This is a genomic window from Rhizobium sp. 862_C5_N1_2, from assembly GCF_051811205.1.
GTDB classification, from domain to species: Bacteria; Pseudomonadota; Alphaproteobacteria; order Rhizobiales; family Rhizobiaceae; genus Rhizobium; species Rhizobium leguminosarum.
This window is the reverse complement of record NZ_JBPWPT010000001.1, coordinates 2,082,502-2,103,340: the sequence shown is the minus strand read 5'-3', so window position 1 is coordinate 2,103,340 and position 20,839 is coordinate 2,082,502. Positions and strand designations below refer to the sequence as shown.

The window sequence follows — 20,839 nt, the reverse complement described above, 5'->3', positions numbered from 1 at the left end:
TTCAGACCTTGGCGCTGCCGGCGATCAGCATGAAGGCGGGGATATCATCGCCGAAGCCGATCGGGGTCGGGCCGTCGTCGTGATCGCGATGACGGCGGCGGTCGCGGCTGTCATCATTTGCCGGGTAAGGCCGATTGTTACGCGCATTGTTCTGCGGCTTCTGCTCTGCTTTGCGCTCGTTCTTCACGATGTCGGCCTTTACTGGTGCTGCTTCGATCACGTCTACGCCATTATCCTGGATGTCGTTGTCAGATTTATGACTCGCAGCGCTGCGACTGCCGCGTCCGCGGCCACGATCCCTGTCGCCATTCTCTCTCGGCGCGCGATCTCGGGTTGCGCCATCTCTGGCACCACGCTCGCGGCTGTTGCGCCGCGGGCGTTCAGTTTCCCGGCTTTCTTCTGCCGGTGGCAGGGAATTCAGGTCGCCGCTCAGCCATTCGACCTTTTCGCCGATCAGCTTCTCGATGGCGTCGACAAATTTGGTATCGCGCTTGGTGACCAAGGTGAAGGCGGCACCCGAGCGGCCGGCACGGCCGGTGCGGCCGATGCGGTGGACGTAATCCTCGGAATGGATCGGCACGTCGAAATTGAAGACGTGGCTGACGTCGGGAATGTCGAGGCCGCGGGCGGCGACGTCGGAGGCAACCAGAAGCTGGAGGTTGCCGTCGCGGAAGCTTTGCAGCGTCATCGTGCGGGAGCGCTGGTCCATATCGCCATGCAGGGCGCCGACGGAGAAGCCGTGGCGTTCAAGCGAACGGAAGAGATCGGCGACATCCTTCTTGCGGTTGCAGAAGACGATAGCGTTCTTGAGCTCGGTCTGGGCGCGGACGAGTTCGCGCAGAACCGCTCGCTTCTCGTAATCCTTGCCGTGCGAAGCGACGAAGCGCTGAGTCACGGTCGCGGCAGCGGAAGCCGGCTTTGCGACCTCGATGCGCTCTGGATTCTGCAGGAAGCGGTCCGCGAGCTTCTGAATCTCCGACGGCATGGTTGCCGAGAAGAACAGCGTCTGGCGGGTGAACGGGATCATCTTGGCGATGCGTTCGATATCGGGGATGAAACCCATGTCGAGCATGCGGTCGGCCTCGTCGATGACGAGGATCTCGACGCCGCTCATCAGCAGCTTGCCGCGCTCGAAATGGTCGAGCAGGCGCCCGGGCGTGCAGATCAGCACATCGGCGCCGCGCTCGAGCTTGCGGTCCTGGTCCTCGAAGGAAACGCCGCCGATCAGAAGGGCGACGTTCAGGCGGTGGTTCTTGCCGTATTTCTCGAAATTCTCGGCGACCTGAGCGGCGAGTTCGCGCGTCGGTTCCAGAATCAGCGTGCGGGGCATGCGCGCACGCGCACGGCCCTTCTCCAGAAGCGACAGCATCGGCAGAACAAAGGATGCCGTCTTGCCAGTGCCGGTCTGCGCGATGCCGCAAATATCGCGGCGCTCGAGCGCAAACGGGATGGCGCCCGCCTGAATAGGCGTTGGGATCGTGTAGCCCGCGTCCGTAACAGCGGATAGCACTTTTTGGCTTAAGCCAAGGTCAGCAAATGTCGTCAAAGGGAAAACTGTTTCCATTCCGTTCGGCCGAGCTCTGAACGAGTCGGCGGGATTGCATGCCGCAATGCAGCGCGACATAGCCCCGAATGGCCGGCAAGTCAAGAAATAGAGACGCCGCACCCATTGCAGAGTGAAGCGTTGGTTACCGGGCAGGAGTTACTTGATATAGGTGGCGAGTTTAAGGCCGGCATTCATGAAATATACTGGATCGACCGCGTGGCCGTCCTGGCGCACTTCATAATGCAGGTGCGTGCCCGTCGAGCGGCCGGTGCTACCGGCAAGGCCAATGACGTCATCGCGATCGACCGTGTCGCCGACCTTGACCAGGACCTGGGACATATGCCCGTAGCGCGTCGAGATGCCGTTGCCGTGATCGATCTCGACCATGTTGCCGTAGCCGCCGGTCCAACCGGCCGAAATCACCCTGCCGGGGGCCGTCGGGCGGATCCTTTCGCCCGGCGAAAAGCGGAAGTCGATGCCGGAATGGAGCGCGAGGCGGCCGAGGAAAGGGTCGCGTCGATTGCCGAACGGGCTCGTCACGTCCTTGCCGATAGCGGGATTGCGGAAAGGCAGGGATTCGGCGGTGCTGCGCACCTCTTCGAGACGGGTTAACGCGCCGTCGAGCGCGACCAGAGAATTGTTGAAGTCGTCGTTGCTTTCGGGCTCGACATAGGGGCCGCCGACGGCATCGTCATCGTCTTTCTTGGCGGCGGTCTCGGGCATCGGAATCTTGAAGTGGGTCAGCACGGTCTCGATGGCGTTGGCGGCATTGCCGGCATCGCTCGTCAGCTGTTCGACACGGCTGCGCTGGTCCTGTTCGACATCTTTCAGCGATAGCGTCACCTTGGAGAAGATGCGGTCGGCACGGTCGCCGACCGTGTCGGTCGCCGGCACATAGGCAAGCGTCGAATTGTCGGGCGTCGCATCGGCGGGCGCGCCGCTTGCCAGCTGTTTCTCGATCGCCTCGATGCCGCCGCCGGTGAGTGAAGCACGCTTGTCCTTGATATCAGGCGCATAGGACTGAACGGGCGAGGACGGCGCAGGCAGGGCGCCATCTTTTTCCGTCAGGCCGGAGCTTTCGGCCCGGTCGAGCAGATTGTCGAGTTTGCCATGGCGCGAGGTGAGCGCCATCTGCTGCTCCATCAGCTTGTCGACCTTGTCTTCGACCACCTGCTGGTCGAGAAGCTGGCGGGAGGTGATGCGGTCGACCTGCGCGCGGAGGGCAGCGATGCGGTCTTCATAGTCGTGCTGCATGCGGGCCTGGCGGGCCATGGTGGCGCCGATCAGGTCGTCGCGCAGCACGAGATAGGACGTGGCCAAGAGGTAGCCGATCGAGAAGACGCCGAGGAAGCAGAAGGCCACCGCAGCCATCCAGGGCCGGACCGTCATATGGCGAACCTTGTCACCGCTTGCCAGGATGAGGATATGTTCCTGTGCCCGCCTGCCGAATACCCGGTGCTGATGTCCGTTGTTCACGCAGGCTCTCCCGATTGATGCTCTACGCCTCTTTCGGAAAATTAGACACTGTTATGGTTAATGAATGCTTTCATTGCCGCCGTCGCATCATAAATTTCAGTGACTTCAAGCGTGGCTGATCGATGCCAACGATCTGTAGAAGGACGGCGTCAGCCCGGCTTCGGCGCGGGCAAGGTCGTTGAAGGGCGGCTTCAGCGGCCCGCGGAAATTGGCCCGTACCAGCTCCTGGAAGGCTTTTGCCGGGTCGCGTTTCTCGCGGGCGCAGAGGAAGCGGAACCATTTGGCGCCGACGGCGACATGGCCTTTCTCGTCGTTATAGATGACGTCGAGGACATCGGCACTTTCGAGATCGCCGGTCTGGCGCATCTTTGTCTGCAACGACGGCGTAACGTCGAGGCCACGGGCTTCCAGAATCAGCGGCACGACGGCCAGCCTTGCCGTCAGGTCGTTGCGCGTCGAATGGGCGGCCTGCCAAAGCCCGTCATGCGCGGGTAGGTCACCGTAATCAGCACCGAGATCCTTGAGCCTGGCGCGCACCATGCGGAAATGCTTCGCCTCCTCGAAGGCGACCTGCATCCAGCCGTCGAAAAAGGAATTCGGCACCTGCTCAGTCGCGAATCGCGCAACGATATCGAGCGCCAGATCGACGGCGTTAAGCTCGATATGGGCGATGGCGTGGAGCAGAGCGATCCGTCCTTTGAGCGTATGCAGCGAGCGCTTCTCCACCTGGGTCGGCGGCGTCAGCACCGGTTTGTCGGGCCGGCCGGGCCTGTCGGGCAGGGCTGCATCGAGTGGCGAGCGCAGCGACACCCGGCGGGCGAACCAGCGGGTGGCGCTTTCCTGCGCAAGTGCCGTCTTGCGGTCGAGATCGGCCGAGCTGATCGCATCGATGGCGCCGCCGCGCAGCGAGCTTATCGCCAGATGCCCGGTCACGCCGCCAGATTCCTCACGGCCTCGAGTACGGTTTCGGCATGGCCCTGCACCTTCACCTTCTGCCAGATGGTGGCGATCGTGCCGTCCTGGCGGATCAGGAAGGTGGTACGCTCGACGCCCATGAAATTGCGGCCGTACATGCTCTTTTCCTTCCAGACGCCATAGGCCTGCAGCGTCGTCTTTTCCTCGTCCGAGGCAAGCGCCACCGAAAGACGGTGCTTCTTGATGAACCTGTCATGGCAGGCGGCCGAATCGGGCGACATGCCGATGACGGCAGCACCGGCCGCTTCGAACTCGCTTGCTAACGCGGTGAAAGCCAATGATTCTGCGGTGCAGCCCGTCGTGTCGTCCTTGGGATAAAAGAACAATACGAGCGGCTTGCCGTGGAATTCGGCCAGCGTGACGCGGCCGCCGCCGTCGCGGGGAAGGTTGAAATCAGGGGCCGAGACGCCGATGCCGGGAACCGCCATTGGGAAAACCTTTCTTTTGCCGGGTTTGTGGATGACACTTTCTCTCCCCGAATTATATAGTGGACGGATACCCGTCCAGCATGGCCGGGTTCAATTCTTCACTTAAAGGGAGAGCCCGAGGGCGCATGTCAGCCATCCGCGGCGAAAAGGTCACGTTTCGCAAGAAGGATATCGTTGCGCTGGACCGCTTGCCGTCCGCCCAGGCCGAGGATCCGATCATCGTTCATTGCCCGCCGCCGCGTTCGCCGATGCGCCGCACGGCGAAGCTGACCTCAGGATTTCTGGGACTGATTCTCCTTATTCTCGCTGGCATCGTTTTCACCGTCGAGAGCGGCATGTTCGACAAGCCGCTGTCGCAGCAGGCTCAGGCGGCGCTGAATGGTGTGGCCGGACCGCGCTACCGCGCTGAGGTCGGCTCCACCGTCATCCGCTTCACTTCGGATTTTCGGCTGGCGCTTGAAGCGCGCAACGTCAACATGATCGACGAGGAGAGCGGCCAGCACCTGTCGACGACGGGTTCGGTGCGGCTGGGGCTCGATCCGCTGCAGCTTTTCCGCGGCCGCATCGCCGTCGCGGATATCGAAGCGGAGGATATCGCGCTCGATACCGCGCTTCTGCCCTCCGGCAATCCCGTCAAGCTCGACGATCTGCGCATCGACGCCGTACCGGGGGCGATGGAGAGGATCTTCTCGCAGTTCGACATGTTCGACAGCATTGTGACGCGCGGCTCGACGAATTCGGTGCGTATCTCCGGCATCGACATCAAGCTTGCCGATACCGCCAACGGTCCGCTGTCGCTTGTCATCGACAATCTCGTCTTTGCCCATGCCGGCCCGTCCTCGTTGCAATTGACCGGCGAAGTCGCGCTCAACGGCGAGGTGGCGGAGCTCGACATGCTGGCCGAGAAGGAAGACGGCCACGTGTCGAAGGTCGTGGCGACGCTGAAGCATGCCGACCTCACGCCCTTTGCGCTGAAACGCAACGATCAGGGCGTGATCCGGCAGGGGCTCAGCGCTTTTGTCGACCTGACGGTGTCGGCCACCAGAGCGCGCGATGGGGCGCCGCCGGCGCTTGCGGCGACGATCGACATCGATCCTGGCCAGATCTATGCGGATGGCGATCCACAGGAGCTGTCGGGCGGCCAAATCAATCTCGTCTATGATTTCTCCAAGCAGACGCTCGAGATCGCCAGGTCGAACGCCCGATTCGGCGCGACCACGCTTCCCATCAACGGCGCCCTGATCGATCTCGACAAGCTCGACCCGCAGGCCGGCAAAGGCTTCGGCATCGACCTGCTCGTCAGCGGCGGCACGGCAGCCCCCGGCGGCTCCGGCGAGCAGCCGCTCTCCTTCGACATCCAGGCGACGGGGCGCTACATGGTCGCCGGCCGCGAATTCCAGTTTCCCAACATGACGGTTTCCAGCCCGCTTGGGGCGCTCTACGGATCACTTGATGTCAAGCTCGGCGACAAATCACCGGAGATCAGCTTCGCCGGCCAGTCGTCGCAGTTGCAGACGATAGCGATCAAGCAGCTCTGGCCGTTCTGGATGGCGCCCAAGGTGCGCAACTGGGTGCACGGCAATCTCTTCGGCGGCACCGTCACCGATGCCGCCATTTCCGTCTTCATTCCCTTAGGCAGGCTGGACGAGGCAGCCGGCGGCAAGGGATTGAAGCTTGACGCCAACCAGATCCGCATCGGCTTCGACATCACGGGTGCGCGGATGAACGTTGCCGGAGACATTCCGCCGATCCGCGACACGTCAGCACATTTCGACCTGACCGGCCCGGTTGCGACGATCGCGATCAAGAGCGGCACGTCTTATTTCCCCTCCGGCCGGTCCGTCGGTCTCGGGCAGGGGACGTTCATCTTGCCTGCCACCTACGATAAACCTCTGATGGCCGATATCGATCTTGCGGTCTCCGGAGCGGCGGACGCCGTTGGCGAGCTTCTGACCTACAGGCCGATCCGGGTGCTGCAGCGCGCCGGCTTTACGCCCGACGATCTCAAGGGCCGGATCGAGGCAAATGTGAAGGCGCATTTCGGTCTGCTCTCCTCGCAAAACCCGCCGCCGGCCGAATGGACGGCGGCAATGAAGCTCACCGATATCGATCTTGCCAAGCCGTTTTCCGGCCGCACGATCAGCAATCTCGACGGCACGCTGAACGGCAATCCGAAACGGATCACGCTCGACGCCAAGGCCCAGATCGACGGTGTCCCGGCCGATATCGACCTTACCGAACCGGTCGAGGCATCCGACACGGCGGTGCGGCAGCGGGTGATCACCGCGACGCTTTCCGAGGACCAGCGCAACAAGCTGATACCCGGCCTTTCCGGCATCGTCGGCGGCAGCGTGAAGATGGTGCTGACGCGGATCGACGACGACCGGCAGGACGTCCAGCTCGACCTCACCAAGTCGCTGCTCGAACTGCCTTGGATCGGCTGGTCGAAGGGCAGCGGCATTGCCGCCACGGCCGAATTCGAAACGTCCGGCCCGGCCGACAATACCCAGATCAAGAATTTTCGACTGAAGGGCGATGGTTTCGGCGCCAACGGATCGCTGAACATTGGCAAAGGCGGGCTGATCTCGGCTGATTTCGACAGCGTCAAGCTGTCCTCGCTCGACGATTTCGCCCTGTCGGTGAAACGTAGCAAGGGCAATTTCGACGTCTCGGTCTCCGGCGACAGCGCCGATGCGCGGCCGGTCATCGCGCGGTTGAAATCGGGCTCGGACGGCGATGATGATGGGGATGCCGGCGACACCGGCGTATCGGTGCGTGCCAGGCTGAAAAATGTCATCGGCTTCAATGACGAGAAGGTCGGCAATTTCCAGGCGCAAATATCACTGCGCGGCGACAAGCTGCAGGCGCTCAATTTCTCCGCCGTTACCGACAGCGGCGAGGCCGTGGTCAGCCAGATGAAGGACGGCGGCGTCATCAACATCACCAGTGGCGATGCCGGCGCGGTGTCACGTTTCGCCGATCTCTATCAGCACATGCAGGGCGGCCTGCTTAATCTGGCGATCCGGCTGGGGGCAGAGGGCGGCTGGGATGGCTCGCTCGACGTGCGCCGCTTCGCGATCGTCAACGAACAACGCCTGCGGTCGATCGTTTCGACACCTGTGGGAAATGAGCAGCGCAGCCTCAACGAAGCCGTCAAACGCGATATCGATACCTCGTCGCAGCGCTTCCAGCGCGGCTTTGCCCGTGTCGTCTCGCGCAATGGCATGGTCGGCATCGAGAACGGCGTGCTGCGCGGCGACCAGATCGGCGCAACCTTCCAAGGCATCGTGCGCGATCGCAAGGGCAACATGGACATGACCGGCACCTTCATGCCGGCCTACGGCCTCAACCGGCTCTTTGCCGAATTGCCGCTGATCGGCGTCATTCTCGGCAATGGCAGCGACCGCGGCCTGATCGGCATCACCTTCAAGCTGACAGGCAAGTTCGACCAGCCGAACCTGCAGATCAACCCGCTGTCGATCATCGCGCCTGGCGTTTTCCGGCAGATCTTTGAGTTCCAGTGAGGCGGGTGAAGCCGGGAGGTCGCAAATCCCGGCAGGTGCAAAAGGTTCCGACAAAGCGTCCGGTGTGTGACTTGTTGCCGGATCGCAGCAGAGGAATGCGCGGGTTCGTTCTCGGCAAGGCCAATTCCGACCTATCCTGACAAGTCCGACATTGATGCTTTGCCTATTTTAGGAAAATCTGATGTACTATATTGTCCCGGCCAGGAAGCAACGGTCGGTGCAATGTCGGAGGATGCGATGCAGTGCGCCCGGACAGTTTCTTTCGCATCGGCCGCCATGATGGCTGTGACAATTGCCGACACTTCGCTTGCCGCGGAAAAGGTCGTGCGGCTGAAGTCGCAAGAGGCGGTCATCCGTTCCGACCACGTCCTCATGGTTCCCCTCGACGCGATGATGACGCCGCCGATCTTCTCGATCAGTTGGTGGTCGCGAGTGAAGCCCGATTCAAGCGTCGATCCGCCGGCTATCTTCTCCGGGAGACCAAACGAGATGACGCGGAATGCCGACGGGGAGCTGAATGATCTTGCTCGCCGACCCGAATAGTGAGGCACAGAAAAAGCCGGCGCGGGCGCCGGCTTTGGTATCTGTTCGGTAAAGCCGCTTACGCCGCGCGGCGGATCAGGATGTGTTTCTTCTTACCGAGCGAGAGCTTGATGATGCCGTCGGCGGTGATTTCGCCGCTGCCGATCATCTTGCGTTCGTCGCTGACCGCCTCGTCGTTGATGCGGACCGCGCCGCCCTGGACGTGACGGCGCGCTTCGCCGTTCGAACCGGCAAGGCCGGCACGTACGATCAGCGACAGAAGGCCGATGCCAGCGTCGAGCTCGGAGGCGGGCACGTCGACCGACGGGAGATTTTCCGAGAGGCCACCTTCCTCGAAGGTCTTGCGTGCCGTTTCGGCAGCCTGTTCAGCGGCCTGGCGGCCGTGCAGGATTGCCGTTACCTCGGTCGCAAGGATCTTCTTGACCTCGTTGATCTCCGAGCCGCCGAGTGCGGAGAGACGGGCGATTTCATCCATCGGCAGCGTGGTGTAGAGCTTCAGGAAGCGCGAGACGTCGGCATCCTCGGTGTTGCGCCAGTACTGCCAGAAATCATAGGCCGAGAGCATGTCGGCGTTCAGCCAGACAGCGCCTGTTGCCGACTTGCCCATCTTGGCGCCGGATGACGTCGTCAGCAGCGGCGATGTCAGCGCATAGAGCTGCTGTGTCCCCATGCGGTGACCGAGATCGATACCGTTGACGATATTGCCCCACTGGTCCGAACCACCCATCTGCAGGCGGCAATCGTAGCGCTTGGCAAGCTCGACGAAGTCATAGGCCTGGAGGATCATGTAGTTGAATTCCAGGAAGGACAGGGACTGTTCGCGGTCGAGACGCGTCTTGACGCTGTCGAAGGACAGCATGCGGTTGACCGAGAAGTGCTTGCCGACATCGCGCAGGAATTCGAGGTAGTTCAGCGAGCGCAGCCATTCGGCATTGTTGATCATCAGCGCGTCCTTCGGACTGTCGCCGTAGTTCAGGTAATTGGAGAAGACGCGCTTGATCGAAGCGATATTGCCTTCGATCGTATCTACGGTCATGAGCTGGCGCGCTTCTTCCTTGAAGGAGGGATCGCCGACCATGCCGGTGCCGCCGCCCATCAGCGAGATGGCGCGATGACCGGTCTTCTGCATCCAGTGCAGCATCATGATCTGGATCAGCGAGCCGGCGTGCAGGCTGGGCGCCGTCGGATCGAAGCCGATATAGGCTGTCACGGTTTCCTTGGCGAACAGGTCATCGAGGCCGCTTTCATCGGAGACCTGATGAATGAAGCCGCGCTCTTTCAGCGTGCGGAGGAAATCGGACTTGAACTCGGACATGGGTTTCGTCTCTTGGTGTCTGCGCTACCCCGTGCGGGCCTCACGCAAGTTCGTTGTTGTTGATCTGTCGCGGCGCGTTTAGCACTGTTTTTACAAAAGTGCATCCGGGAATCGCATGGGAGGCAAGCCTCATGAATGTCATCAGGACCGCGATCGGTTTGATGAGCGGCACGTCGATGGATGGAATCGACGTCGCGCTGATCAGGACCGACGGTCGCGGCTTCATCGAGCGCGGGCCGTTCATGGGCGTGCCCTATGATGCCGATTTTCGTGGGCAGCTCAAACGGGCGCTGGAAATCGCACGTCCACTGAGCGACAGGAACGAAAGGCCCGCTGAGCTTCGTGCTATCGAGCTTGAATTGACCTTACGGCATGTAATTGCCGTTACGGCATTCATGGAGCGTTTCGAGCTTTTAGCCGATGGCGTCGATGTTCTCGGCTTCCATGGCCAGACGGTGCTTCATCGCCCTGATGAGGGATTGACGATCCAGATCGGCGACGGCCCGGAACTGGCGCACCGAACCGGCATACCGGTGGTCTACGACATGCGCGCCAACGACATGGTCCATGGCGGGCAGGGTGCGCCGCTGGTGCCGGCCTATCACGCAGCACTTGCGGGAAAATTCCAGCAGCAGGGACAGGCGGTGTGCTTCGTCAATATCGGCGGCATCTCCAATCTCACCTCTATCGGCACGGACGGCCGGATATCGGCCTTCGACAGCGGGCCGGGCAATACGCTGATCGACCAGTGGGTGGAGATGCAGACCGGCAGAACTTATGATCCCGGCGGCGAGATCGGCGGGCGCGGTAAGGTCGTTGCCAGCTTGGCGGAGCGTTATCTGCAAAGCCCGTTCTTTCGCGGCAATGTTCGTCGTTCCCTCGATCGGGGCGATTTCGCGCCGCTTCGGCCCGAGGAAGCAAGCCTTGAAGACGGCGCCCGGACGCTGGCGCATGTCGCCGCCGCCTCGATCATCAAATCCGCCAGCTTCCTGCCCGAGACCCCAGTGGTCTATATCGTCTGCGGCGGCGGGCGGCTGAACGCCACTCTGATGGCGGAATTTTCGGTCATGGCCGAAAGGTTTGGCTCGAAGGTACTGAGCGCCGAGGAGGCAGGCTTCGATGGCGACGCGATGGAAGCCGAGGCCTGGGCCTATCTCGCCGTCCGGTCGCTGGACGGGCTGCCGTTGACATTTCCCGGCACAACGGGAGTGGGCGTCCCCGTCAGCGGCGGGGTGGTGGCAACGCCATGAGAGAGCAGAGGGTCATACTGAAGACGCCACGGCTCAGCTTGGTCATGTGGGACGAAGGCGATGCGGCCCTGGTGCGGCAGCTGCATTCGACGATGGCGACGAGCCGCTATCTGTCCGGCAATGCGCCGTGGAGCCTCGAGAAGGCTGAGCAGCGGCTGAAGGGCTGGTTCGAAGAGCAGGCGCGCGACGGCACGACCAAATACAAGCTCCTCGCCGAGGACGGCAACTTCGTCGGCCGCGCCGGCATTTCGAAGTTCAGGAGCGAGCAATTCGAACTCGGTTATTCCCTGCGCGAGGAGGCGTGGGGCAAGGGCCTGGCAACGGAGGCGGCGGGCGCCTTGGCCGACTGGTTCTTCGAAAGGCGGTTTGCGCAAGGCTTCATCGCCTTCACGCATCCCGAAAACATCGCCTCGCAACGCGTCCTCAGAAAGATCGGCATGCGCGAACGCGCGCCGATCCCGATCGACGGAGTGCTTGGCACGGCTTTCGAACTCACCGCCGACATGCGGCCGCCAATGCCCTAACTTTTTACCGCGACCGGCCGGACATTTGATTCGCGACCAGCGTGGTTACTATCCTCGACGCCCCTGACCTGAGCAATGAACGAGAACTTCTTGCGAAGGCCAAGGATCGGCTTCTCGATGAAATGCCAGGACAGCACCGCCACGGCGAGAGCCGATGGCAGACCGACGAGATAGAGCGCCAGCGCACCATACTTCGGGTAGAGAAACACCGACGGAAACGAGCTGATCCAGATCTGCAAAAACGGGTCGTGATAGAGATAGACGCCGTAGGAATAGTCGCCCTTCCTGAAAAAGGCCGGAATGGGCACCTCGGACAGGCCGACGAAGACGGTGATGTAAACGAGAGAGGTGATGACCAGGGGTCGGTTCATCACCGACTCCGTCGCCCGGCTGTCCAGGGTCAGAATGGCGACGATGCAAATCAGGCAGGCGGCGGCGAACAGCCAGCGGGAATGCGGAATGACCGCTTTGAACTGAAAGGCGACGATGCCCATCATGAAGGCGGTTATCAGCTGGGAGCCTCGGCTCATGAACAGGAAGCGAGCGATCGGCTTGATTGTATCAGGTAACAGATAGGGCATCTTCTGCACGATAAGGCCGATGACGATGTAGGCGATCGTCACCGCGAGCAGCTTGTAGCGCGTCTTCACGATCGCGGTGATCATCAGGAACGACATGATGATGTAGCAGAAGATCTCCCAGGGAACCGTCCAGAGAGCGCCGTTGACGCGCTGGCTTGGATTATTCTCGAACACGCCCGGAAGCTCGTAATGGATCCAGCCGACGATATTCAGGAAGTATTTGAAAAACCGCTGATCGGTAAAATATTCGGAATGATAAACGACCGTTATGATCGGCCCGATAATCAACGAACAGACGACGATATCGACCGCAAGGGCCGGGACGATGCGCAAGCCTCGGTTGATCAGGAAATTCCGGAGGCTCAGTCGCTGGGCGCTGCCGGCGATGAGAAATCCGCTCAAAGCGAAGAACATCGGAACAAGAGCGTATTCAGTAAACCAGAATACCGACCCCCTGATGAAGTCATTGTTCTCGGTTAACAAAAAGGAATGGGTCAATACGATGGAAAAGGCGAGCCCTATTCGAAGAAAATCGAACCCCGGACCAATTCCCCTATACTTATCCAGGACTTCCCCGAACGACTTGGTCATTGCGGACCTCGCTTTTGTTAGGATCGCGAGGACCCTACCGCACTGCAACATACATTGCAACACGGTAGGTGATCTGTTCTGACACATCCGGCCCGGTGGTGTTCCGGACCGTCACGGCATCGATGAGGCCGAGATTTTGTGGTGTCAGCGAATCCGCTTGGCGGCCGGTTCCGGCACCAGTTCGCCGTTGAGGCGACGGTCGAGGTAATCCTCGCATTCGCCCATCAGCGTTTCCACCTGGCCATTGAAGAAGTGGTTGGCGTTGGCAACGGTGCGGTGGGTGATGAGGATGCCCTTCTGGGTCTTCAGCTTCTCGACCAAGCCGTTGACATCCTTTTCCGGCGCCACCTTGTCGGCTTCGCCGTTGATGATCAGGCCAGAAGAGGGGCAGGGCGCCAGGAAGGAAAAGTCGTAGGTGTTCGGCTGCGGCGCGATCGACATGAAGCCTTCGATCTCCGGCCGGCGCATCAGGAGCTGCATGCCGATCCAGGAGCCGAAGGAATAACCGGCGACCCAACAGGTCTTGGAATCGGGATGCAGGCTCTGCACCCAGTCGAGCGCCGAGGCGGCATCCGAGAGTTCGCCGGCGCCATGGTCGAATTCACCCTGGCTGCGGCCAATGCCCCGGAAGTTGAAGCGCAGCGTCGTGAACCCGCGCTTCTGGAACATGTAGAAGAGCTGATAGACGATCTGATTGTTCATCGTGCCGCCGAACTGCGGATGCGGATGCAGAATCAGGGCGATGGGCGCGCTTTTTTCCTTGGAGGGCTGGTAGCGGCCTTCAAGACGGCCGGCTGGGCCGTTGAAAATAACTTCGGGCATTGGTACTCCGGGTTTTATTTCGCGTTTGCGCTGCGCTGGATGACAACATGACTTGACTAGTGTTGTCAGCTTTTCTAAAACGCAGTTTAGAACAATTCGAAACTTGCATGGCGATCCACGCATCGTGGAACGTGTCATAAGGCAAGCCCGGCGGAAATTTCAAGAAAAATGAACCGCGGCCGCTGAAGCAAGCTCGTCAAGCGCAGGACTGAAGATCATGGCGCCGCCACGCCTTTATCTCGACTGGAATGCCACAGCGCCGCTGCACCCCGCAGCACGCGCGGCGATCATGCGCGCCATCGATGTGTTTGGCAATCCGAACAGCGTGCACGGAGAGGGCCGCGCCGCGCGCGCCGCCATCGAAGGCGCACGGCGCAAGGTGGCGGCACTTGCCGGCACCGGTCCTGGCAATGTGGTCTTTACCAGCGGTGCGACCGAAGCCGCTAACCTGGTGCTGACACCGGATTTCCGCATGGGCCGCACGCCGCTTCGGCTCGGCCATCTTTATTTTTCGGCGATCGAGCATCCGGCTGTGCGCGAAGGCGGCCGCTTCGCCAGGGAGAGTATGACGGAGATCCCGGTGACGGAAGCCGGTATCGTCGATCTCGATGCGCTCGGCCTCCGGCTTGATGCGCATGACAAGGCCGCCGGCCTGCCGATGGTCGCTATCATGCTCGTCAACAACGAGACGGGCATCGTGCAGCCGGTTGAGGCGGCGGCAAAGATCGTCCACGCCCATGGCGGGCTCTTCGTCGTCGACGCCGTTCAGGCGGCAGGCCGCATCGCGCTCGATATCGAGAAGATCGGCGCCGATTTCATGATCGTCTCCTCGCACAAGATCGGTGGGCCGAAGGGGGCCGGCGCGCTCATCGCACGCGGCGAGGCGCTGATGCCCAGGCCGCTGATCCAGGGCGGCGGGCAGGAGCGGGGTCACCGCTCAGGGACACAGAATTCTCTGGCGCTGATCGGCTTCGGCGCGGCGGCAGAAGCTGCGTCCGACGAACTCGAGGCGCGCAATGCGACGATCGACGCGCTGCGCGAGCGGCTGGAAGCCGGCATGCGTGAGGCGGCATCCGATGTGATGATCCACGGCGAGGGCGGCGAGCGCGTCGCCAATACGATCTTCTTCACCCTGCCGGGGCTGAAGGCTGAGACCGGGCAGATCGCCTTCGATCTCGAAGGCGTTGCCCTTTCTGCAGGTTCGGCCTGCTCATCCGGTCGGCTCGGGGAAAGCCACGTGCTGACGGCAATGGGACGTGACGCCAAGCTCGGAGCGCTACGTATCTCGCTCGGCTTTTCGACGACGGAAGACGATGTCGACAGGGCGATTGCGGCTTTCGCGAAGATTGCCTGTCGGCGGAGGTCGGCGGGCGAGGCGGCTTGACCCGTCAAAACTTGCGGAAACGCAAATTTCTGCTTGCCAATCGGGCTGAAAAGTCCCTTTTGGCCTCTTACATAAAGGGCAAGACAATTGCCCAAACGCTACAAGCTGCCGGACCTTGTATCCGGCGAGATTGGAGAATGAGATGGCTGCCGTGCAGGAAACAATCGACCAGGTCCGCCTGATCGATGTGGACCAGTACAAATACGGTTTCGAGACCGTCATCGAGATGGATAAGGCGCCAAAAGGCCTGTCCGAGGACATCATTCGTTTCATTTCGGCCAAGAAGCAGGAGCCGGAGTGGATGCTGGAATGGCGTCTCGAGGCCTATCGTCGCTGGCTGACGCTGGAAGAGCCGACCTGGGCGCGCGTCAACTATCCGAAGATCGATTTCAACGACATCTATTATTACGCCGCGCCGAAAAGCACGCCGGGTCCGAAGTCGCTCGACGAGGTCGATCCGGAGCTGTTGAAGGTCTATGAGAAGCTCGGCATTCCGCTGCGTGAACAGGAGATTCTTGCCGGCGTCGAGAAGCCGAAGATCGCCGTCGACGCCGTTTTCGACAGCGTCTCGGTCGTCACCACCTTCAAGGCAGAGCTGAAGAAGGCCGGCGTGATCTTCATGTCGATCTCGGAAGCCATCCGCGAATATCCCGATCTCGTCCGGAAATATCTCGGCTCGGTCGTGCCGACCTCGGACAATTATTACGCGACCCTGAATTCGGCGGTCTTTACCGACGGCTCCTTCGTCTTCGTGCCGAAGGGCGTTCGTTGCCCGATGGAGCTGTCCACCTATTTCCGCATCAATGAGAAGGGCACCGGCCAGTTCGAGCGCACGCTGATCATTGCGGAAGAGGGCGCCTACGTCTCCTATCTCGAAGGCTGCACGGCGCCGCAGCGCGATGAAAACCAATTGCATGCCGCCGTGGTCGAGCTGGTTGCGCTCGATGACGCCGAGATCAAATATTCGACGGTGCAGAACTGGTATCCGGGCGACAAGAACGGCAAGGGCGGCATCTACAATTTCGTCACCAAGCGCGGCGATTGCCGTGGCGACCGTTCGAAGATCTCCTGGACGCAGGTCGAAACCGGCTCGGCGATCACCTGGAAGTATCCGTCCTGCATCCTGCGCGGCGACGACAGCCGCGGCGAATTCTACTCGATCGCCGTGTCCAATGGCCATCAGCAGATCGACAGCGGCACCAAGATGATCCATCTCGGCAAGAACACGTCGAGCCGCATCGTCTCCAAGGGCATCGCGGCCGGTGTTTCCAACAACACCTATCGCGGCCAGGTCTCGGCTCACCGCAAGGCGTCGAATGCGCGCAACTTCACGCAGTGCGATTCGCTTTTGATCGGTGACAAGTGCGGTGCCCATACCGTGCCCTACATCGAGGCGAAGAATTCGACGGCGCAGTTCGAGCATGAGGCGACAACCTCAAAGATCTCCGAGGACCAGCTGTTCTACTGCCTGCAGCGCGGCATCCCGACCGAAGCGGCGATCGCACTGATCGTCAACGGCTTCGTCAAGGAAGTCCTGCAGGAACTGCCGATGGAATTCGCCGTCGAGGCGCAGAAGCTGATCAGCATCTCGCTCGAGGGTTCGGTGGGGTAACCACGGTTTCCGTCATCCTCGGGCTTGTCCCGAGGATCTGCAGCGGCCAGAGAACAAAGGATGAGTGGTTTCGTCTACATGATGTCCGACAAACCGCGAGGCGTGATCTACACCGGCGTCACGAGTGATTTGCACGGACGCATATGGGAACACCGCAACGAGATCCAGAAGGGCTTTACGCAGAAATACAGAGCGAAGAATCTTGTCTGGTTTGAGAACCACCCGAACATCGTGTTGGCGATCCGACGAGAGAAGTCTTTGAAACGCTACCTGCGTGAATGGAAAATCAAGCTTATAGAGGGCATCAATCCGACCTGGATCGACCTTTACGAGCGGATCGATGAAATCGAGAATATCTATCGACCGCATCCGAATACGCGGGAGTGGAGCGATTACAATTGAAGGCTTAGATCCTCGGGACAAGCCCGAGGATGACGATCGAGACCGATGAGCACGGTCAATCAGGCGGCACTTGGACCCGCCTTATGGACAGGAAGAACGAAATGCTTGAAATCAGAAACCTCCATGCCCGCATCGCCGAGGACGGCACCGAGATCATCCGTGGCCTGAACCTGACGGTGAAGGCCGGCGAAGTTGCCGCCATCATGGGGCCGAACGGCTCCGGCAAGTCGACGCTCTCCTATGTGCTCTCCGGCCGCAGCGATTACGAAGTCACCGAGGGCGACATTCTCTATAATGGCGAGAGCATCCTCGAGCTCGATCCGGCCGAGCGTGCGGCCAAGGGCATCTTCCTCGCCTTCCAATATCCGGTCGAAATCCCCGGTGTTGCCACCATGCAGTTCCTGAAAGTGGCGATGAACGAGCAGCGCAAGGCGCGCGGCGAAGACGAATTGACGACGCCGGATTTCATGCGCCGGGTCAAGGATGCTGCCGGCAAGTTGCAGATCAATACCGAGATGCTGAAGCGGCCGCTGAATGTCGGCTTTTCCGGCGGCGAGAAGAAGCGCGCGGAAATCCTGCAGATGGCGCTGCTCGAACCGAAGCTCTGCGTGCTCGACGAAACCGACTCCGGCCTCGACATCGACGCGCTGAAGATCGTCGCCGACGGCGTCAATGCGCTGCGTTCGCCGGACCGCGCGGTTGTGGTTATCACCCATTACCAGCGCCTGCTCGACTATATCGTGCCGGATACCGTCCACGTGCTCTACAAGGGCCAGGTGATCAAGTCGGGCGACAAGACGCTGGCGCATGAGCTGGAAGCCAACGGCTATGCCGACATTATCGGCACGGCGGCCTGAGTTTCGGGTGGAAAGGACGACGTCCATGAACATGCAGACGACGAGCCGCCTGACTGCGGCCGAGACGGCGTTGATCGAGGCCTTCAACCAGCAGATCGGCGAGCTGCCGGGCAATGGTGCGGTGACGGCCCTGCGCGACCGGCTTCTCGACGACCTGAAGAAGGCCGGCCTGCCGACGCGCCGCATCGAAGCCTGGCATTATACCGACCTCAAGAATCTGCTGCGCACCGTTCCGCCGCAGGCAGGCGATGCCGGCTCGGAGGCGTTGGAGCCGCTCGTTGCTGATGCCACGGTGCTGGCGGTGATCCAGGGCCATTCCAACCAGAAGGCTACGGCCGACGGTCTTGGCGTTTCGGCCTATTTTGAACGTCTGCTTGACGGCTCTGCCGCAGGCGGGCTCGATGCGCTCGGCAGCGACGACGCCGTCGGCCGCATCAATGGCAGCTTCGTGCGCGACGGCTATGTCATCGACGTGCCTGCCGATGCCGAGCTTGAAAACCCTCTTGAAATCCAGTTCATCCATGCGGGTGGGCAGGCACATACGCGCCTTCCCGTGGCCTTCGGCGCCGGTGTCAAGGCGACCGTCATCGAGCGTCACCTCACGGTGACCGGTGATGCGGCTCTTGTGTCCCACGTCAGCGACATCACGGTCGGCGAAGGCACGGAACTGACCTGGATCATCCTGCAGCAGCAGGGGCCCGACGATACGCATCTCGGGCAGATCCGCATTGATCTCGGCGCTGACGCCAAGCTCCGGCTTTTCGTCATCAATGCCGGCGGCAGGCTGGTGCGCCAGGAGCTTAACATCAAGGTGACGGGCGAGGGCGCCGATCTGACGTTGCGCGGCATCAACCTGCTCGGCGGCGACAGCCATACCGACGTGACGATGGTGCTCGGCCACGACGTGCCGAACACCGGCTCGACCGAAGTGATCCGCAACGTCGTCTTCGACCGCGCCAAGGGCGTCTTCCAGGGCATGATCCGGGTCGCGCCCGATGCGCAGAAGACCGATGCCAAGATGGCCTGCAACACGCTGTTGATGTCCGACGATGCCGAATTCTCGGTCAAGCCCGAGCTTGAAATCTTCGCCGACGACGTGCAGTGCGGCCACGGCGCGACGGTGACCGATATCGACGCCAATCACCTCTATTACATGATGGCGCGCGGCATTCCGGAGAACAAGGCGCGGGCGATGCTCGTCAACGCCTTCGTCGCCGAGATCGTCGAGGAACTGGAAGACGAGGCCCTGGTCGAGGCGCTGGAAGGCGTGATTTCGGCCTGGCTCGAAAAGCACGCCTGATCGGATATATCAATGGACAAGATAGTGCCGGCCACCCAATACGACGTCGAAGCCATCCGTCGGGATTTTCCGATCCTGGCGGAGAAGGTGCACGGCAAGCCGCTGGTCTATCTCGACAACGGTGCCTCGGCGCAGAAGCCGCAGCTGGTGATCGACGCCATCTCGCATGCCTATAGCCATGAATATGCCAATGTGCATCGCGGCCTGCACTATCTCTCGAATGCGGCCACGGACGCCTATGAGGCAGCGCGCGAAAAGGTGCGCCGCTTCCTTAATGCGCCTTCGGTCAACGACATCGTTTTCACCAAGAATTCGACGGAAGCGATCAACACCGTCGCCTATGGCTGGGGCATGCCTAGGATTGGCGAAGGCGACGAGATCGTCCTGACGATCATGGAGCACCATTCCAATATCGTGCCCTGGCACTTCATCCGCGAGCGGCAGGGCGCCAAGCTTGTCTGGGTGCCCGTCGACGACGAGGGCGCTTTCCATATCGAAGATTTCGAGAAAAGCCTGACGGAGCGCACCAAGCTCGTCGCCATCACCCATATGTCGAATGCACTCGGCACCATCGTTCCCGTCAAGGAAGTCTGCCGGATCGCGCATGAGCGCGGCATCCCGGTGCTGATCGACGGCAGCCAGGGCGCCGTGCATCTGCCGGTCGATGTGCAGGATATCGATTGCGACTGGTACGTCATGACCGGTCACAAGCTCTACGGCCCGTCCGGCATCGGCGTGCTCTACGGCAACAAGGAGCGGCTTTTCGAGATGCGGCCGTTCCAGGGCGGCGGCGAGATGATCTTCGAAGTTGCCGAGGATATGGTGACCTATAACGACCCGCCGCATCGTTTTGAGGCCGGCACGCCGCCGATCGTGCAGGCGATCGGGCTCGGTTATGCGCTCGACTATATGGAGAAGATCGGACGCGAGGCGATTTCGCGCCACGAGGCGGATCTTTCTGCCTATGCGGTCGAGCGGCTGAAATCGGTCAATTCGCTGCGGGTCTTCGGGACGGCGCCCGACAAGGGGAGTATCTTCTCCTTCGAGCTTGCCGGCATCCATGCCCATGACGTCTCGATGGTGATCGACCGGCAGGGTGTTGCGGTCAGGGCCGGCACGCATTGCGCCATGCCGCTCTTGAAACGCTTCGGCGTCACATCCACATGCCGTGCATCCTTCGGCATGTACAATACCCGCGCCGAGGTCGATGCCCTGGCCGATGCGCTTGAATATGCGCGCAAGTTCTTTGCTTGAGGAGTGTCCGTGATGAGCCTGGACGAAAGCGAACAGAAGATCGACGTGCGCGAAGGCATCGTGCATTCCAGCATTCCGGCCGATGAGCTGGCGCGGCTGAGCGACGACGTCATCAGCGCGCTGAAGACCGTCTACGATCCGGAAATTCCAGCCGACATCTTCGAACTTGGTCTGATCTACAAGATCGACATCGAGGACGACCGGATGGTGAAGATCATGATGACGCTGACCGCCCCGGGCTGCCCGGTTGCCGGCGAGATGCCCGGCTGGGTCGAAAACGCCGTCGGCGCCGTCGAAGGCGTATCAGGCGTCGAGGTGGCCATGACCTTCGATCCGCCGTGGACGCCGGATCGCATGTCCGAAGAGGCGCAAGTCGCCGTCGGCTGGTACTGAGATCCCGCGGTATTGATCCGTTTACCTCAGGGTACTACATTTGAGTCACGATGCGCCGGATC

The 20,839-nt window shown here is 61.2% G+C and carries 18 protein-coding genes; 11 read left to right on the top strand and 7 right to left on the bottom strand.

What is annotated here, in order from left to right; genetic code table 11:
* Window position 1 precedes the first annotated feature (1 nt).
* From ACD590_RS10655 to ACD590_RS10640, 4 genes are all read right to left on the bottom strand, one after another.
* The gene (locus ACD590_RS10655) at window positions 2-1,564 is read right to left on the bottom strand and encodes a DEAD/DEAH box helicase (protein WP_130652477.1); all 1,563 of its coding nucleotides are present in this window, start codon (window positions 1,562-1,564) and stop codon (window positions 2-4) included.
* Between the two features lie 138 nt (window positions 1,565-1,702).
* Window positions 1,703-3,022: a peptidoglycan DD-metalloendopeptidase family protein gene (locus ACD590_RS10650; protein WP_439002532.1), complete on the bottom strand. Its 1,320-nt coding sequence runs from the start codon at window positions 3,020-3,022 to the stop codon at window positions 1,703-1,705.
* 105 nt (window positions 3,023-3,127) lie between these two features.
* Window positions 3,128-3,955 carry a ferritin-like domain-containing protein gene (locus tag ACD590_RS10645; protein ID WP_047621263.1) on the bottom strand — a complete coding sequence of 276 codons (828 nt, stop codon included), beginning with the start codon at window positions 3,953-3,955 and terminating at the stop codon, window positions 3,128-3,130.
* Complete coding sequence (locus ACD590_RS10640; protein ID WP_018242176.1) at window positions 3,952-4,425, bottom strand: peroxiredoxin; 474 nt, start codon at window positions 4,423-4,425, stop codon at window positions 3,952-3,954. The genes ACD590_RS10645 and ACD590_RS10640 overlap by 4 nt, the downstream gene beginning before the upstream one ends.
* A 125-nt stretch (window positions 4,426-4,550) precedes the next feature.
* Between ACD590_RS10640 and ACD590_RS10635 the strand changes: the two genes are divergently transcribed.
* Both ACD590_RS10635 and ACD590_RS10630 read left to right on the top strand, forming a co-directional pair.
* Window positions 4,551-7,949 carry a YhdP family protein gene (locus tag ACD590_RS10635; RefSeq protein ID WP_130652475.1) on the top strand — a complete coding sequence of 1,133 codons (3,399 nt, stop codon included), beginning with the start codon at window positions 4,551-4,553 and terminating at the stop codon, window positions 7,947-7,949.
* 222 nt (window positions 7,950-8,171) lie between these two features.
* Window positions 8,172-8,492: a hypothetical protein gene (locus ACD590_RS10630; protein WP_026188406.1), complete on the top strand. Its 321-nt coding sequence runs from the start codon at window positions 8,172-8,174 to the stop codon at window positions 8,490-8,492.
* Window positions 8,493-8,550: 58 nt separating this feature from the next.
* Here ACD590_RS10630 and tyrS read toward each other — a convergent pair whose 3' ends face one another.
* Window positions 8,551-9,807 carry a tyrosine--tRNA ligase gene (gene tyrS, locus ACD590_RS10625; protein WP_130652474.1) on the bottom strand — a complete coding sequence of 419 codons (1,257 nt, stop codon included), beginning with the start codon at window positions 9,805-9,807 and terminating at the stop codon, window positions 8,551-8,553.
* A gap of 131 nt (window positions 9,808-9,938) precedes the next feature.
* On the opposite strand from tyrS, the gene ACD590_RS10620 reads away from it, so the two are divergent.
* Together ACD590_RS10620 and ACD590_RS10615 are read left to right on the top strand one after the other, a co-directional pair.
* Window positions 9,939-11,057 (top strand): anhydro-N-acetylmuramic acid kinase, encoded by a 1,119-nt coding sequence (locus tag ACD590_RS10620; RefSeq protein ID WP_130652473.1) that lies wholly within the window; start codon window positions 9,939-9,941, stop codon window positions 11,055-11,057.
* Window positions 11,054-11,581: a GNAT family N-acetyltransferase gene (locus ACD590_RS10615; protein ID WP_439002531.1), complete on the top strand. Its 528-nt coding sequence runs from the start codon at window positions 11,054-11,056 to the stop codon at window positions 11,579-11,581. Before ACD590_RS10620 ends, ACD590_RS10615 begins: the two co-directional genes overlap by 4 nt.
* Here ACD590_RS10615 and ACD590_RS10610 read toward each other — a convergent pair.
* Window positions 11,578-12,753, bottom strand: a complete 1,176-nt coding sequence (locus ACD590_RS10610) for an acyltransferase family protein (RefSeq protein WP_168331548.1) — start codon at window positions 12,751-12,753, stop codon at window positions 11,578-11,580. The genes ACD590_RS10615 and ACD590_RS10610 overlap by 4 nt on opposite strands.
* A gap of 144 nt (window positions 12,754-12,897) precedes the next feature.
* The gene (locus tag ACD590_RS10605) at window positions 12,898-13,575 is read right to left on the bottom strand and encodes an alpha/beta hydrolase (RefSeq protein WP_003559715.1); all 678 of its coding nucleotides are present in this window, start codon (window positions 13,573-13,575) and stop codon (window positions 12,898-12,900) included.
* Between the two features lie 217 nt (window positions 13,576-13,792).
* Here ACD590_RS10605 and ACD590_RS10600 point away from each other — a divergent pair, with 217 nt between their 5' ends.
* From ACD590_RS10600 to ACD590_RS10570, 7 genes are all read left to right on the top strand, one after another.
* Window positions 13,793-14,959, top strand: a complete 1,167-nt coding sequence (locus tag ACD590_RS10600; RefSeq protein WP_439002530.1) for a cysteine desulfurase family protein — start codon at window positions 13,793-13,795, stop codon at window positions 14,957-14,959.
* Window positions 14,960-15,101: 142 nt separating this feature from the next.
* Window positions 15,102-16,571 carry a Fe-S cluster assembly protein SufB gene (gene sufB / locus ACD590_RS10595; protein WP_018242169.1) on the top strand — a complete coding sequence of 490 codons (1,470 nt, stop codon included), beginning with the start codon at window positions 15,102-15,104 and terminating at the stop codon, window positions 16,569-16,571.
* A gap of 60 nt (window positions 16,572-16,631) precedes the next feature.
* Complete coding sequence (locus ACD590_RS10590) at window positions 16,632-16,973, top strand: GIY-YIG nuclease family protein (RefSeq protein ID WP_130652469.1); 342 nt, start codon at window positions 16,632-16,634, stop codon at window positions 16,971-16,973.
* A 101-nt stretch (window positions 16,974-17,074) separates the two neighbouring features.
* Window positions 17,075-17,830: a Fe-S cluster assembly ATPase SufC gene (gene sufC / locus ACD590_RS10585; protein ID WP_018445225.1), complete on the top strand. Its 756-nt coding sequence runs from the start codon at window positions 17,075-17,077 to the stop codon at window positions 17,828-17,830.
* Between the two features lie 25 nt (window positions 17,831-17,855).
* Window positions 17,856-19,130 (top strand): Fe-S cluster assembly protein SufD, encoded by a 1,275-nt coding sequence (gene sufD / locus ACD590_RS10580; RefSeq protein ID WP_028733776.1) that lies wholly within the window; start codon window positions 17,856-17,858, stop codon window positions 19,128-19,130.
* A 12-nt stretch (window positions 19,131-19,142) separates the two neighbouring features.
* Window positions 19,143-20,384: a cysteine desulfurase gene (locus ACD590_RS10575; RefSeq protein ID WP_439002529.1), complete on the top strand. Its 1,242-nt coding sequence runs from the start codon at window positions 19,143-19,145 to the stop codon at window positions 20,382-20,384.
* A gap of 12 nt (window positions 20,385-20,396) precedes the next feature.
* Window positions 20,397-20,777, top strand: a complete 381-nt coding sequence (locus tag ACD590_RS10570; protein WP_003559708.1) for an SUF system Fe-S cluster assembly protein — start codon at window positions 20,397-20,399, stop codon at window positions 20,775-20,777.
* The last annotated feature ends 62 nt before the right edge of the window (window positions 20,778-20,839 follow it).

What these genes read in the sequence shown, in the direction of transcription:
- ACD590_RS10655 (WP_130652477.1), bottom strand. Translation starts at nt 1,564, where the DNA reads ATGGAAACAGTTTTCCCTTTGACGACATTTGCTGACCTTGGCTTAAGC.
- ACD590_RS10640 (WP_018242176.1), bottom strand. Translation starts at nt 4,425, where the DNA reads ATGGCGGTTCCCGGCATCGGCGTCTCGGCCCCTGATTTCAACCTTCCC.
- ACD590_RS10635 (WP_130652475.1), top strand. Translation starts at nt 4,551, where the DNA reads ATGTCAGCCATCCGCGGCGAAAAGGTCACGTTTCGCAAGAAGGATATC.
- ACD590_RS10630 (WP_026188406.1), top strand. Translation starts at nt 8,172, where the DNA reads ATGTCGGAGGATGCGATGCAGTGCGCCCGGACAGTTTCTTTCGCATCG.
- tyrS (WP_130652474.1), bottom strand. Translation starts at nt 9,807, where the DNA reads ATGTCCGAGTTCAAGTCCGATTTCCTCCGCACGCTGAAAGAGCGCGGC.
- ACD590_RS10620 (WP_130652473.1), top strand. Translation starts at nt 9,939, where the DNA reads ATGAATGTCATCAGGACCGCGATCGGTTTGATGAGCGGCACGTCGATG.
- ACD590_RS10615 (WP_439002531.1), top strand. Translation starts at nt 11,054, where the DNA reads ATGAGAGAGCAGAGGGTCATACTGAAGACGCCACGGCTCAGCTTGGTC.
- ACD590_RS10610 (WP_168331548.1), bottom strand. Translation starts at nt 12,753, where the DNA reads ATGACCAAGTCGTTCGGGGAAGTCCTGGATAAGTATAGGGGAATTGGT.
- ACD590_RS10605 (WP_003559715.1), bottom strand. Translation starts at nt 13,575, where the DNA reads ATGCCCGAAGTTATTTTCAACGGCCCAGCCGGCCGTCTTGAAGGCCGC.
- ACD590_RS10600 (WP_439002530.1), top strand. Translation starts at nt 13,793, where the DNA reads ATGGCGCCGCCACGCCTTTATCTCGACTGGAATGCCACAGCGCCGCTG.
- sufB (WP_018242169.1), top strand. Translation starts at nt 15,102, where the DNA reads ATGGCTGCCGTGCAGGAAACAATCGACCAGGTCCGCCTGATCGATGTG.
- ACD590_RS10590 (WP_130652469.1), top strand. Translation starts at nt 16,632, where the DNA reads ATGAGTGGTTTCGTCTACATGATGTCCGACAAACCGCGAGGCGTGATC.
- sufC (WP_018445225.1), top strand. Translation starts at nt 17,075, where the DNA reads ATGCTTGAAATCAGAAACCTCCATGCCCGCATCGCCGAGGACGGCACC.
- sufD (WP_028733776.1), top strand. Translation starts at nt 17,856, where the DNA reads ATGAACATGCAGACGACGAGCCGCCTGACTGCGGCCGAGACGGCGTTG.
- ACD590_RS10575 (WP_439002529.1), top strand. Translation starts at nt 19,143, where the DNA reads ATGGACAAGATAGTGCCGGCCACCCAATACGACGTCGAAGCCATCCGT.
- ACD590_RS10570 (WP_003559708.1), top strand. Translation starts at nt 20,397, where the DNA reads ATGAGCCTGGACGAAAGCGAACAGAAGATCGACGTGCGCGAAGGCATC.